Origin of the sequence: Pseudomonas citronellolis (assembly GCF_900112375.1) — a bacterium.
Taxonomy (GTDB): Bacteria; Pseudomonadota; Gammaproteobacteria; order Pseudomonadales; family Pseudomonadaceae; genus Pseudomonas; species Pseudomonas citronellolis.
In genome coordinates, this window is the sequence record NZ_FOLS01000031.1 from 45,603 (window position 1) to 59,558 (window position 13,956).

The window sequence follows — 13,956 nt, forward strand, 5'->3', positions numbered from 1 at the left end:
TCCGACCTGCCGTCAGTCACTTCTTAGTCTGTCCATTTGTTTCGAGCAGCCCCTTGAGCAGGTCGATGGGCATGGGGAAGACGATGGTGGAGTTCTTGTCGCCGGCGATGCTGCCCAGCGTCTGCATGTAGCGCAGCTGCATGGCGCCAGGCTCGCGGGAGAGCATCTGCGCGGCCTGCATCAGCTTCTCCGAGGCCTGCAGCTCGCCCTCGGCATGGATCACCTTGGCCCGCCGCTCGCGCTCGGCCTCGGCCTGGCGGGCGATGGCGCGGACCATGGACTCGTTGAGGTCGACGTGCTTGATCTCGACGTTGGCCACCTTGATGCCCCAGGCGTCGGTCTGCGCGTCCAGCACCTTCTGGATGTCCAGGTTCAGGCGCTCGCGCTCGGCCAGCATCTCGTCCAGCTCGTGCTTGCCGAGCACCGCGCGCAGCGTGGTCTGGGCCAGCTGGCTGGTGGCGGCGAGGAAGTTCTCCACCTGGATGATGGCCTTCTGCGGGTCGAGCACGCGGAAGTACACCACCGCGTTGACCTTCACCGAGACGTTGTCGCGGGAGATCACGTCCTGCGGCGGCACGTCGAGCACCACGGTGCGCAGGTCGACGCGGACCATCTGCTGCACTACCGGGATCACCAGCACGAGGCCGGGGCCCTTGACCTTCCAGAAGCGGCCGAGCTGGAACACCACCCCGCGTTCGTATTCGCGCAGGATGCGCAGGGCGCTGACCACCAGCATCAGCAGCAGGACCAGCGCCACCAGCAGTCCGAAGGGAATACCCATCAGTCACCTCCCGATTCGTCGTCGGCCGCCACCTCCAGGCGCAGGCCGTCGCGCGCCAGCACCTTGACCCGCTGGCCGGCGCGCAGGGTCCGGGCGCAGCGGACCTGCCACTGTTCGCCCTGCAGTTGTACCCAGCCGGCGTGGGCATCCCCGTCGGCCACCGCGTCCACGGTCGCCAGGCTGCCCACCAGGCCGGCCGCGCCGCTGACCACCTGGCGCTGCCGGCTCTTCATGGCCACGCCCAGCACCCCGGCGATGAACAGCGCGCTGACCGTGGCCACGCCGACGATCAGCCCCAGGGGAATGCCGAAGCCCGGCGCGTCGGTGTCCAGCAGGATCAGCCCGCCGATCACGAAGGCGGCGATGCCGCCGATGCCCAGGCTGCCGTAGCTGGGCACGAAGGCCTCGGCGGCCATGAAGGCCAGGCCGAGGACGATCAACGCCACCCCCGCATAGTTCACCGGCAGCAGCTGCATGGCGTAGAGCCCGAGCAGCAGGCAGATGCCGCCGAGCACGCCGGGCAGCGCAAGGCCAGGGTTGGCGAATTCGAAGATCAGCCCGTACACGCCGATCATCAGCAACAGCAGCGCCACGCTGGGGTCGGTGATCACCGCCAGCAGGCGGGTGCGCCAGTCGGGCTGGCGCTCGACCCAGGCGAGGCCGGCGCTGTGGATGCTCAGCGCCTGTCCAGCCACCTGCACCTTGCGCCCATCGATGGCGCGCAGCAACTGGTCGAGGTTGCCGGCCTGCAGGTCGACGACCTTCTGCTTCACGGCTTCTTCGGCGGACAGGCTGACCGCCTCGCGCACCGCGCGCTCGGCCCACTCGGCGTTGCGCCCGCGCAGCTGCGCCAGGCCGCGGATGTAGGCCGCCGCGTCGTTGACCTGCTTGCGCTTGAGGGTGTCCTCCTCGCTGACGGCTGGCTTGCCGTCCTTGCCCTGCGGCTTTTCCGGGGCGCCGGGCGCGCCGATCTGCACCGGGGTGGCGGCGCCAAGGTTGGTGCCCGGGGCCATGGCGGCAAGGTGGCAGGCATAGAGGATGTAGGTGCCGGCGCTGGCCGCCCGCGCGCCGCCGGGAGCGACATAGCCGACCACGGGGATGGGGCTGGTGAGGATCGCCTTGACGATGTCGCGCATGGCGCTGTCCAGCCCGCCGGGGGTGTCCATGCGCAGCACCACCAGAGGCGCGCCCTCGTCCACGGCACGCTGCAGGCCGCGCACCACGTAGTCGGAAGTCGCCGGGCCGATGGCCCCGTCCACCGTCAGCACCACCGCCGGCGAGGCCGCCAGCGCCCCGGCCGCGAACAGCAGCAGGAGCAAAGCGCAGCGGCGAATCAGCGTGAGCATGGCACGCCTCCCCGGCCAGGACCGAAGCGGCGCCGCAGGCGAATGAAGGGGCGGCGCCTTTCTACAGCATAGTCCTCTGCCCTGGGATGCCCGTGGAGGGGTGTTGCAGGGTGTTTTGCGGGAGAACTCCTAGCCGGATTCTCGTAGGAGCGAGCTTGCTCGCGAATGGAACTCCCCGGCGATTCCGCTGCCCTGGCTTGGCTCCGCTCCCTCTCCCTAACCCTCGGCTGCGCGCCCCGCCCTGAAGGGAGAGGGGACCGTTCGGAGTGCGCTGATGTTTCGGCGTTAGCCGGCTAGCACAGGGACTACCGGCTGAAACCAAGCCTTCTCTCGGCACGGACTAGCCCCCTCTCCCTCTGGGAGAGGGCTGGGGTGAGGGATGCGGAGGAGCACCTGTCTCGCAGGCTGCGCCGAGGCGCTCTTCGTAGGAGCGAGCTTGCTCGCGAATGAGCCCCCGCAGCGGAGTCTGTTCGCGAGCAAGCTCGCTCCTACGGAAAGCCATGCTCGCCCGGATGTAGGAGCGGACTCCGTCCGCGATTCATTCGCCCCGCGCCGACATACAAACGAAAACGCCGTTCCCCCCTCACGGAAGAAACGGCGCTTTTGCCTTCGGCCTCAAGCCGAAGAGAGCGGCCCGGTCAGCCCTTGAACACGTCTTCCACCGACTGCAGCGGATAGTGCTTCGGATACGGCAGGGTAGCCACGCCGCTCTCGATGGCGGCCTTGGCCACGGCATCGGAGACCACGGTGATCAGGCGCTTGTCCATGGGTTTCGGGATGATGTACTCGCGGCCGAACTCCAGGGACGACACGCCGTAGGCCTCGCACACGTCCTTGGGCACCGGCTCCTTGGCCAGGTTGCGCAGGGCCAGGGCGGCGGCGATCTTCATCTCTTCGTTGATGCGGGTGGCGCGCACGTCCAGGGCACCGCGGAAGATGAAGGGGAAGCCGAGCACGTTGTTCACCTGGTTCGGGTAGTCCGAACGACCGGTGGCCATGATCACGTCGTTGCGGGTGGCGTGGGCCAGTTCCGGCTTGATCTCCGGGTCCGGGTTGGAGCAGGCGAAGACGATCGGGTTCGGCGCCATGCGCTTGAGGTCGTCGGCGCTGAGCAGGTTGGCGCCGGACAGGCCGACGAACACGTCGGCGCCTTCCAGGGCGTCGGCCAGGGTGCGCTTGTCGGTCTCGGTGGCGAACACCGCCTTGTACTGGTTCAGGTCGGTGCGGCCGGCGTGGATCACGCCCTGGCGGTCGATCATGTAGATGTTCTCGACCTTGGCGCCCATGCTCACCAGCAGCTTCATGCAGGAGATGGCGGCGGCGCCGGCGCCCAGGCAGACGATCTTCGCGCTTTCCAGGTTCTTGCCGGCGATTTCCAGGGCGTTGAGCATGCCGGCGGCGGTGACGATGGCGGTGCCGTGCTGGTCATCGTGGAATACCGGGATGTCGCACTGCTCGATCAGCGCGCGCTCGATCTCGAAGCACTCCGGCGCCTTGATGTCTTCCAGGTTGATGCCGCCGAAGGTGATGGAGATGCGCTTGACGGTGTCGATGAAGGCCTGCGGGCTCTCGGCGTCGACCTCGATGTCGAACACGTCGATGCCGGCGAAGCGCTTGAACAGCACGCCCTTGCCTTCCATGACCGGCTTGGAGGCCAGCGGGCCGAGGTTGCCCAGGCCGAGGATGGCGGTGCCGTCGGAGATCACCGCGACCAGGTTGCCCTTGCCGGTGTACTTGTAGGCCAGTTCGGCGTCACGGGCGATCTCGCGGACCGGCTCGGCCACGCCCGGGCTGTAGGCCAGCGACAGGTCGCGGGCGGTGACGGTCGGCTTGGTCAGCTCGACGCTGAGTTTCCCGGGGCGGGGTTGCGCGTGATATTCGAGGGCAGCGGTCTTGAGATCAGACATTTTTGGCACTTCCGCTTTATTGCTTGTTGGACAGACGGGCGACCGAGCATACGCGGGAAGAAAGCGCCTGCCAAGATAGCTTCAGGGCTGCGGTGTCAATGCTGCTAACGCACGATTTTCAACCATTCCCCGGGTTTTGGCTGACCAGTTGGATACAAATCATTGAGCAATCGTATACGAGAAATCGCGTCAGATTCCGGCTCGTTTCCGCCCTTTGCCAGCTGTTCCAGGCTTTGCCCGGCCTTCGCCTGGACCAGTTGCAGGCGCCGCGGCTCGGCCAGTTTCCGTTCGTCGGCGCGCAGCGGGCGGAAACTGCGGATCACCGAGAGGAACTCGGCGTCGCGGCTTTCCAGCGAGGCGCGGCCTTTGACCACACCCACGAACAGGTAGGCGCCCTGGTCCTTGTAGATCACCGCCACGCGCCGCGCGGGCGAACCGGGGATCACCGCGGCGGCGCCCTTCAGGCCGGCCTGGTTCAGTTCCTGCTCGTCGGCCAGGCGGCCGCCGGCGCCCTTGCGCAGGTATTCCAGCGGGCTCAGCTGGCCGTCGCGCGGCACCAGCTTCATGCCGATGTAGGCCTGCTGGTCCTCGGGGTAGCCGATCAGCGCGGTGGGCTGGTTGAGCATGCCCCAGCCCCTGGGATAGCTGAGGGTGAAGCCCAGCTCGCCGTGGTAGAAGCTTTGCCCGCGGCGGATGCCGGACTCGGCGGAATCGCCGAAGGGCATGCCGTCGATGGCCTTCAGGTAGCGGTCGCGGCCGACCTCCTGCTGGCCGCCGGCCAGGGCCTGGGCCGGGCCCAGCACCTCCTGCAGGCGCCGGTCGTTGTCCGGGTGGGTGTCGAACAAGCCGTGATACCCCACCGGCTGCACCGCCTCGCCCTTGGCCTGGGCGACCTGGCGGGCGTAGTCCTCCTGGTTCTTCAGCACCCGCACCACCTGGATCATCGCCTTGGGGTCATAGCCGGCGCGGGCCAGGTACTTGGCGCCCAGGCCGTCGGCCTGCAGCTCCATGTCGCGGCCGTAGCCGCGCACCACGGCGGTGCCGAGGACGTTGGTGAGGTCGCCGGCGGCGCTGACCCCGGTGCCGATGGCCACGGCCGCGCCGAGCACGTTCCAGGCGCTGGCCTGGCTCTGCTGGCGCACGCTGTGGCGGGCGGTGACGTGGCCGATCTCGTGGCCCAGCACCGCGGCCAGCTCAGCTTCGGAATTGAGGTAGGCCATCAGCCCGCGGTGGATGTAGATGTAGCCGCCGGGCAGGGCGAAGGCATTGATGTCGGGGCTGTCGACCACGGTGAAGCGGTACTGCAGGGTGGGCCGGTCGCCGACCCGGGCGACGCGCTCGCCCACCTGCTGCACGTAGGCCTGGAGCTTCTCGTCGGCGTAGCGCGGGTACTGCTTGGCCGCCTCCTGGCTGGCCTGGCGGCCGAGGGCCAGCTCGTCCTGCTCGCTCATGGTGACGAAGTCGGTCTCGCCGGTGGCGGGGTTGACCGCGCAGCCGCCCAGCACGCCGCTCAGGGCGAACAGGCAGGTGAGCAACAGCATCCTTGTCTTGGTCATGGCAGCAGCTCCAGCATGGCCGGGTCGGTGATGGGCAGCATCCAGCGTGCCTGCCCCGGTTTCACGGCGCCGCGCGCGGAGCGGTCGATCACCCAGCCGCGCGCTTCCAGGGTGCGCCCGGGCAGCGCCTCCAGCGTGCGCTTATCGAACGCTTTCAACAGCTTAGGCTCGATCCGCAGTACCAGCGAACCGTCCATCTCCAGCCACAGGCCACCGCGGTTGCGCTGCACCTGGGCGACGCGCCCGCGGACGATGGCGAAGCCGCTCTGGCGCAGGCTTTGCGCGTCCTGCACCGGTGGGCGTTTCCACAGGCCACGGCCGGCCTTGCGCGCCTCGCGCTCGGCAGCCTGCTGGCAGGCGGTCAGCTCGGTGTTGGGCGCCACCGCCACCAGGTAGCCCAGGCCCTCGGCCAGCAGTTGCGCCTCGATGTTGCGCCCCTGGCGGTCGTACAGGTGCGCCAGGGTGCGGCCGTAATGGTCCTTGGCCTGGCGTCCGAGCTGCAACCCTAATTCGCCGTCGTTGGCCGCCACCAGCGCCTGCAGGCGTTGCCGCGCGGCCTCGGCGAAGGGCTCGGTGCTGCGCCCGCCGTGGGCCAGTTCCGGGGCGTTGACGCCGATCAGGCGCACGTTGCGGCCATCGGCCAGCTTCAGGGTGTCGCCATCCACCACCCGCGCCACGCGCACCGTGCCGGCGCCGCTGGGCGCCGGGCAGGACGCCGCCAGGGCCGGTGCGCCCAGGCAAATCGCGAGCACAAAAAAGGCGCCCCGCAGGGGCGCCTTTTTCAGCAGATCGGGAAAGGCCATCAGGGCTTTTCCGGAAATCGCTCTTACTTCTTGCCGCCGAACATGGCGAAACGCTGGTTGAAGCGATCGATACGGCCGCCGGTGTCCACGACTTTCTGCTTGCCGGTGTAGAACGGGTGGCACTCGGAGCAGACGTCCAGGTGGATGCCTTTGCACAGGGTCGAACGGGTCTTGATCACGTTGCCGCAGCTGCAGGTGGCTTCGATTTCTTCGTACGCGGGATGGATTTCCGGTTTCATGATGTCTTCCTCTGGTTGGTGTGCCGCCACCCAGTCTCTGGCAGAAGCCGAGCCACGGCCTTCGAGGACCGCGGGCGGGATCTTTACCGGGCACCGCACGCAAATTAAGGGCGTGGATCATACCAGAGACTTCCGCCAGCGCAAGTCGGGGCGCCGACCGACCGTCGCCGCGGCCCGTGCTAAGATCGCCGCCTCACGACGCCCCGGAAAGCCCACAGCGTGCCCCGACCCAGCATCCTGCGCCTCGCCCTGCCCTCGCCGCTGCGCCGCCTGTTCGACTACCTGCCGCCGCGCGGGCTCGACCCCAGCCGCCTGCAGCCCGGCGTGCGCCTGCGCGTGCCCTTCGGCCGCCGCGAGATCGTCGGCGTGCTGGTGGAGCTGGCGGACACCTCGGAAGTGCCCGAGGACAAGCTGCGCCCGGCGCTGGCCGTGCTCGACCGCGAGCCGCCGATGCCGGCGCACCTGCTGGAGCTGTGCCGCTGGACCGCGCAGTACTACCAGCACAGCCTCGGCGACACCCTGTCCTGGGCGCTGCCCAACCTGCTGCGCCAGGGCGAGCCGGCCGAGGCGCGGGTGCAGCGCTTCTGGCTGGCCGTCCCCGGCGCGCGCCTGGACGACCCGCGCCTGGCCCGTGCGCCGCGCCAGCGCCAGGCCCTGCAGACGCTGCAGCAGCACCCCCACGGCGTGCTCCACGAGCTGCTGAGCCAGCTGGACATCAACAAGGACAGCCTCGACCTGCTGGTGGAAAAGGGCCTGGCCACGCTGGAGAGCCGCCGCCACGTGCCGGCGGAACACCACGGCGGCTGGCTGGCCCAGGCCGAGCTGCCGCTCAACGCTGAGCAGCGCGCCGCCTGCGAAGCGGTGCGCGCTGGCTTCGGCGCCTTCCACAGCTACCTGCTGGCCGGCGTCACCGGCAGCGGCAAGACCGAGGTCTACCTGCAGCTGATCCACCAGGTGCTGGAGGCCGGCAAGCAGGCGCTGGTGCTGATCCCGGAGATCAACCTCGGCCCGCAGACGCTGAGCCGCTTCGAGCGCCGCTTCAACGCGCGCATCGCCCTGCTGCACTCGGCGCTGACCGACCGCGAGCGCCTGGACGCCTGGCTGGCCGCCCGCGACGGCGAGGCCGACATCGTCATCGGCACCCGCTCGGCGCTGTTCACCCCGCTGAAGAACCCCGGGCTGATCATCATCGACGAGGAGCACGACGCCTCCTATAAACAGCAGGAAGGCCTGCGCTACCACGCCCGCGACCTGGCCCTGGTGCGCGCGCGCCTGGAGAAGGTGCCGATCCTGCTCGGCTCGGCCACGCCCTCGCTGGAAAGCCTGCACAACGCCGCCAGCGGCCGCTATGGCCTGCTGCGCCTGACGCAGCGCGCCGGCGGCGCCCAGGCGCCGAAGTTCCAGCGCCTGGACGTGAAGAGCCTGCCGCTGGACGCCGGCCTGTCGATGCCGCTGCAGCGCGCCATCGGCGAAACCCTCGGCGCCGGCCAGCAAGTGCTGGTGTACCTGAACCGCCGCGGCTTCGCCCCGACCCTGCTGTGCCACGACTGCGGCTGGATCAGCCAGTGCCCGCGCTGCGATGCGCGCATGACGCTGCACCAGGGCTCCGGCGAGCTGCGCTGCCATCACTGCGACCACCGCGAGCGCCCACCGCGCCAGTGCCCCAAGTGCGGCCAACTGGACCTGCGCCCGGTCGGCGCCGGCACCGAACGCGCCGAGGAGCGCCTGCGCATCCTCTTCCCCGACTACCCGGTGCTGCGCATCGACCGCGACAGCACCTCGCGCAAGCACGCCATGCGCGACCTGTTCGCCACCATCAACAAGGGCGAGCCGTGCATCCTGGTCGGCACCCAGATGCTCGCCAAGGGTCACCACTTCCCGCGCGTCACCCTGGTGGCCATCCTCGACGCCGACGGCGGGCTGTTCTCCGCCGACTTCCGCGCCAGCGAACGCATGGCCCAGCAGATCGTCCAGGTCGCCGGCCGCGCCGGGCGCGCCGAGGAGCCCGGCCGGGTGCTGATCCAGACGCACCTGGCCGACCACCCGCTGCTGGTGCAACTCACCGAGCAGGGCTACTTCGCCTTCGCCGACCAGGCCCTGGCCGAGCGCCGCGCCGCCGGCCTGCCGCCGTTCTGCCACCTGGCCCTGCTGCGCGCCGAGGCGCACAAGCCGGGCCAGGCCGAAGGCTTCCTCGAAGAAGCCTGCGCCGAAGCCGAGCGCCTGCAGGCGCAACTGGGCAGCGACGTCGAGCTGCTCGGCCCGGTGCCGGCGCCCATGGAACGCCGCGCCGGCCGCTTCCGCGCCCAGCTGCTGCTGATGAGCAGCGCCCGCGTGCCGCTGCACCGCCTGCTGTCGTGCTGGCTGCCGATCCTCGAAAGCATGCCCGGCGGGCGCCAGGTGCGCTGGTCGCTGGACGTCGATCCGATCGATCTGTTCTAGAAGAGCGGCTGCAAGCTGCAAGCGACAGGCTGCAAAAAGCAAAAGCCGCGATGTGCCTGGGGCAAGTCAAGGCTCGATCGGGCTTTTGCTTGTAGCTTGCAGCTTTAAACTTGCCGCTGCGCCCTCCGGGCGCCGATAATGCGCGGTTCTGAGCCAGATATGCGGTCGAGCGCCCCGAGTCGCGCGCGAGCACGGAGAAACGCCATGAAAGACACCATCCGCCAGCTGATCCAGCACGCCCTCGCCAGCCTCGTCGAGGACGGTACCCTGCCGGCCGGGCTGAGCCCGGACATCCAGGTCGAGACCACCAAGGACCGCAGCCACGGCGACTACGCCAGCAACATCGCCATGATGCTGGCCAAGCCCGCCGGCATGAAGCCGCGCGACCTGGCCACCAAGCTGGTCGCCGCGCTGCCGGCCAACCCGCAGGTGGCCAAGGTGGAGATCGCCGGCCCCGGCTTCCTCAACTTCTTCCAGGACCAGGCCTGGCTGGCCGCCAGCCTCGACGCCGCCCTGGGCGACGACCACCTGGGCGTGCGCAAGGCCAGCCCGGCGCAGCGCGTGGCCGTGGACCTGTCCTCGCCGAACCTGGCCAAGGAGATGCACGTCGGCCACCTTCGCTCGACCATCATCGGCGACGCCGTGGCCCGGGTGCTGGAGTTCCTCGGCGACACCGTGATCCGCCAGAACCACGTGGGCGACTGGGGCACCCAGTTCGGCATGCTGCTGGCCTACCTGGAAGAGCAGCCGGTGGACGCCCAGGCCGAGCTGCACGACCTGGAAGTCTTCTACCGCGCCGCCAAGAAGCGCTTCGACGAGTCCGCCGAGTTCGCCGACCGCGCCCGCGAGCTGGTGGTCAAGCTGCAGGCCGGCGACGCCGAGTGCCTGCGCCTGTGGACGCGCTTCAACGAAATCTCCCTGTCGCACTGCCAGAAAGTCTACGACCAGCTGGGCGTGAAGCTGACCATGGCCGACGTCAAGGGCGAGAGCGCCTACAACGACGACCTCGCCAACGTGGTCGACGAACTCAAGGCCAAGGGCCTGCTGACAGAGGACGACGGCGCCCTGTGCGTGTTCCTCGACGAGTTCAAGAACGCCGAGGGCAACCCGCTGCCGGTGATCGTGCAGAAGGCCGGCGGCGGCTACCTGTACGCCACCACCGACCTGGCGGCGATGCGCTACCGCAACAAGGTGCTGCACTGCGACCGCGTGCTGTACTTCGTCGACCAGCGCCAGGCCCTGCACTTCCAGCAGGTGTTCGAGGTGGCGCGCCGCGCCGGCTTCGTCCCGGCCGGCATGGACCTGGAGCACATGGGCTTCGGCACCATGAACGGCGCCGACGGCAAGCCGTTCAAGACCCGCGACGGCGGCACCGTGAAGCTGATCGACCTGCTCGACGAGGCCGAGGAACGCGCCTACACCCTGGTGAAGGCCAAGAACCCCGAGCTGGGCGAGGACGAACTGCGCCACATCGCCCATGCCGTGGGCATCGGCGCGGTGAAGTACGCCGACCTGTCGAAGCACCGCACCAGCGACTACAGCTTCAACTTCGAGCAGATGCTCAGCTTCGAGGGCAACACCGCGCCCTACCTGCTCTACGCCTACACCCGCGTGGCCAGCATCTTCCGCAAGCTGGGCAAGGGCTATGACGAGGTCGGCGGCAAGATCGTCCTGGAAGCCCCGCAGGAGCAGGCCCTGGCCGCCCAGCTGGCGCAGTTCGGCGACCTGCTCAACAATGTCGCGCTCAAGGGCGTGCCGCACATCCTCTGCGCCTACCTGTACGAACTGGCCGGGCTGTTCTCCAGCTTCTACGAGCACTGCCCGATCCTCGCCGCGCAGACCCCGGAGCAGCAGGAAAGCCGCCTGAAACTGGCCGCACTGACGGGCCGCACCCTCAAGCAGGGCCTGGAACTGCTGGGCCTGGAAACCCTGGAACGCATGTAACCCTCCATGGCCAAGAAGAAACCCGCTCCCAAGCGCGGCGCCAGCCGCTACCAGGCCCCGGCCAAGAAGACCTCGGTCCCCGGCTGGGTGTGGCTGGTCGCAGGCCTTGCCATCGGCGGCTTCATCATGTTCCTGACGAAGCTGGAACCGGGCCGCAACGACGTGCGCCGGGAGAAGCCCGAGCAGCAGAAGCCGGGCATCGCCCAGGGCGCCAAGCCGGCCACGCCGGCGCAGCCGCCGGCGGCCATCGCAGTGAAGCCCAAGTACGACTTCTACACCCTGCTGCCGGGCTCGGAAGTGGTGGTGCCGCCGGAAGCCGTGCCGGAGAAGCCGCAGACGCCGACGGTGGTCAGCACCCCGGAGGAAGCGGCGAAGATCGACGCCGCCCGCGCCCAGGCCGCGCTCAACGGCCAGACCCCGCCGCCGCCGGCGGTGGTCAAGCCGGCCACGCCGCCGCAACCGGCAACGGCGCAGCAGCCGGCCGCCCAGGCCAAGGCCACGCCGCCGGCCACGGCCCCGGCGAGCAAGCCGATCGCCCCGCCGGCGGTGGCCGCCACCCAGTTCTTCCTGCAGGCCGGTTCGTTCCGCAAGCAGGCCGACGCCGACCGTGTGCGCGCCCAGGTGATCCTCCTCGGCCAGAGCGCGCGGGTGGAATCCGGCGCGGTGCGCGACGAGACCTGGTACCGGGTGATGGTCGGCCCGTTCAGCGACCGCTCGCAGGTTTCCGCGGCGCAGAAACAACTGTCGGCCAACGGCTTCAGCAACCTGCTGTTACAGCAGCGCCAGACCCGCTGAAGCCCCGCGCGGGCCCGCCTTGGGCGGGTTCGCGCGGCGTCCGTCGGACGCCGCCTTCAAGGCACGTCCGTCGCCCTGCCTTGAAGGCCGCGTCCTTCATCCCCATATGACTCCGCATTCGGGCACCAATGCCCCGCTGTGTGGAGAACTCCCCCTTGACCACTATCGTTTCTGTCCGCCGCAACGGCAAAGTCGTCATGGGCGGCGACGGCCAGGTTTCCCTTGGCAACACCGTCATGAAAGGCAACGCGAAGAAGGTCCGCCGCCTCTACCACGGTCAGGTGCTGGCCGGTTTCGCCGGCGCCACCGCCGACGCCTTCACCCTCTTCGAGCGCTTCGAACAGCAGCTTGAAAAGCACCAGGGGCACCTGGTCCGCGCCGCCGTCGAGCTGGCCAAGGACTGGCGCACCGACCGCTCCCTGAGCCGCCTGGAAGCCATGCTGGCGGTGGCCAACAAGGACGCCTCGCTGATCATCACCGGCAACGGCGACGTGGTCGAACCCGAACACGGCCTGATCGCCATGGGCTCCGGCGGCGGCTTCGCCCAGGCCGCGGCCATGGCCCTGCTGCAGAAGGCCGATGACGCCATGTCCGCCCGCGAGATCGCCGAAACGGCGCTGAACATCGCCGGCTCCATTTGCGTGTTCACCAACCAGAACCTCACCATCGAGGAGCTCGACAGCGCCGTCTGAGGCCCTGTCGCTCCGGAGTAGCCGAACAAATGTCCATGACTCCCCGCGAGATCGTCCACGAACTCAACCGCCACATCATCGGCCAGGACGACGCCAAGCGCGCCGTGGCCATCGCCCTGCGCAACCGCTGGCGGCGCATGCAGCTGCCGGCCGAGCTGCGCGCCGAGGTGACGCCGAAGAACATCCTGATGATCGGCCCCACCGGCGTCGGCAAGACCGAGATCGCCCGGCGCCTGGCCAAGCTGGCCAACGCCCCGTTCATCAAGGTGGAAGCGACCAAGTTCACCGAGGTGGGCTACGTCGGCCGTGACGTCGAGTCGATCATCCGCGACCTGGCCGACGCCGCGATCAAGATGCTCCGCGAGCAGGAAGTGCAGAAGGTCAAGTACCGCGCCGAGGACGCCGCCGAGGAACGCATCCTCGACGCCCTGCTGCCGCCGGCGCGCACCGGCGGCTTCGGCGACGAGCCGGCCCGTGAGGACTCCAACACCCGCCAGCTGTTCCGCAAGCGCCTGCGCGAGGGCCAGCTGGACGACAAGGAGATCGACATCGAGGTGGCCGACGTCCCGGCCGGCGTGGAAATCATGGCGCCGCCCGGCATGGAGGAGATGACCAACCAGTTGCAGAACCTGTTCTCCAACATGGGCAAGGGCAAGCGCAAGACGCGCAAGCTGAAGGTCGCCGAGGCCATGAAGCTGATCCGCGACGAGGAGGCCCAGCGCCTGGTCAACGAAGAGGACCTAAAGGCCCGCGCCCTGGAAGCCGTGGAGCAGAACGGCATCGTCTTCATCGACGAGATCGACAAGATCGCCAAGCGCGGCAACGTCGGCGGCGCCGACGTCTCCCGCGAGGGCGTACAGCGCGACCTGCTGCCGCTGATCGAGGGCTGCACCGTCAACACCAAGCTGGGCATGGTCAAGACCGACCACATCCTGTTCATCGCCTCGGGCGCCTTCCACCTGTCCAAGCCCAGCGACCTGGTGCCGGAGCTGCAGGGCCGCCTGCCGATCCGCGTCGAGCTCAAGGCCCTGAGCCCGGACGACTTCAAGCGCATCCTGCGCGAGCCGCACGCCTCGCTCACCGAGCAGTACACCGCGCTGCTCAAGACCGAGGGCCTGGACATCGCCTTCGCCGACGACGGCATCCAGCGCCTGGCGGAGATCGCCTGGCAGGTCAACGAGAAGACCGAGAACATCGGCGCCCGCCGCCTGCACACGCTGCTGGAACGCCTGCTGGAGGAAGTCTCCTTCGACGCCGCGGACCTGGCCAGCGAGCACAGCGACAAGCCGATCGTGATCGACGCCGCCTACGTCAACGGCCACCTGGGCGAGCTGGCCCAGGACGAGGACCTGTCGCGGTATATTCTCTAACAGCCGCTAGAGGCTATAGGCTGAAGGCTATAGGCAAGAGCGAAAAGCTTTGTCCCGGCGACGGTGCCGTACGCTCCTAGCCTC

The 13,956-nt window shown here is 68.9% G+C and carries 11 protein-coding genes; 5 read left to right on the forward strand and 6 right to left on the reverse strand.

What is annotated here, in order from left to right; genetic code table 11:
* Positions 1 to 16: 16 nt before the first annotated feature.
* The 6 genes from BM060_RS25090 to rpmE form a co-directional block, all read right to left on the reverse strand.
* Positions 17 to 784, reverse strand: coding sequence for a slipin family protein (locus BM060_RS25090; RefSeq protein WP_116425498.1), 768 nt, complete (start codon positions 782 to 784; stop codon positions 17 to 19).
* The gene (locus BM060_RS25095) at positions 781 to 2,127 is read right to left on the reverse strand and encodes an NfeD family protein (RefSeq protein WP_074984173.1); all 1,347 of its coding nucleotides are present in this window, start codon (positions 2,125 to 2,127) and stop codon (positions 781 to 783) included. Before BM060_RS25095 ends, BM060_RS25090 begins: the two co-directional genes overlap by 4 nt.
* 638 nt (positions 2,128 to 2,765) lie before the next feature.
* Positions 2,766 to 4,034 (reverse strand): malic enzyme-like NAD(P)-binding protein, encoded by a 1,269-nt coding sequence (locus BM060_RS25100; RefSeq protein WP_074984176.1) that lies wholly within the window; start codon positions 4,032 to 4,034, stop codon positions 2,766 to 2,768.
* A 104-nt stretch (positions 4,035 to 4,138) separates the two neighbouring features.
* Entirely contained in the window at positions 4,139 to 5,590 is a 1,452-nt protein-coding gene (locus BM060_RS25105) for a M48 family metalloprotease (RefSeq protein WP_074984178.1), read from the reverse strand.
* Positions 5,587 to 6,393, reverse strand: coding sequence for a thermonuclease family protein (locus BM060_RS25110; protein WP_074984180.1), 807 nt, complete (start codon positions 6,391 to 6,393; stop codon positions 5,587 to 5,589). The genes BM060_RS25105 and BM060_RS25110 overlap by 4 nt, the downstream gene beginning before the upstream one ends.
* Positions 6,394 to 6,416: 23 nt before the next feature.
* The gene (gene rpmE, locus BM060_RS25115) at positions 6,417 to 6,632 is read right to left on the reverse strand and encodes a 50S ribosomal protein L31 (RefSeq protein ID WP_009615432.1); all 216 of its coding nucleotides are present in this window, start codon (positions 6,630 to 6,632) and stop codon (positions 6,417 to 6,419) included.
* A gap of 219 nt (positions 6,633 to 6,851) precedes the next feature.
* Here rpmE and BM060_RS25120 point away from each other — a divergent pair, with 219 nt between their 5' ends.
* The 5 genes from BM060_RS25120 (at position 6,852) to hslU (ending at position 13,872) form a co-directional block, all read left to right on the forward strand.
* Positions 6,852 to 9,071 (forward strand): primosomal protein N', encoded by a 2,220-nt coding sequence (locus BM060_RS25120; RefSeq protein ID WP_074984183.1) that lies wholly within the window; start codon positions 6,852 to 6,854, stop codon positions 9,069 to 9,071.
* A gap of 204 nt (positions 9,072 to 9,275) precedes the next feature.
* Positions 9,276 to 11,015 carry an arginine--tRNA ligase gene (argS, locus tag BM060_RS25125; RefSeq protein ID WP_074984186.1) on the forward strand — a complete coding sequence of 580 codons (1,740 nt, stop codon included), beginning with the start codon at positions 9,276 to 9,278 and terminating at the stop codon, positions 11,013 to 11,015.
* A gap of 6 nt (positions 11,016 to 11,021) precedes the next feature.
* A complete protein-coding gene (locus BM060_RS25130; RefSeq protein ID WP_074984189.1) occupies positions 11,022 to 11,810 on the forward strand; it encodes an SPOR domain-containing protein in 789 nt (262 codons plus the stop codon).
* A 155-nt stretch (positions 11,811 to 11,965) separates the two neighbouring features.
* Positions 11,966 to 12,502: an ATP-dependent protease subunit HslV gene (hslV, locus tag BM060_RS25135; protein WP_024128800.1), complete on the forward strand. Its 537-nt coding sequence runs from the start codon at positions 11,966 to 11,968 to the stop codon at positions 12,500 to 12,502.
* A gap of 29 nt (positions 12,503 to 12,531) precedes the next feature.
* Positions 12,532 to 13,872, forward strand: coding sequence for an ATP-dependent protease ATPase subunit HslU (gene hslU / locus BM060_RS25140; RefSeq protein ID WP_043269440.1), 1,341 nt, complete (start codon positions 12,532 to 12,534; stop codon positions 13,870 to 13,872).
* Positions 13,873 to 13,956: the final 84 nt, after the last annotated feature.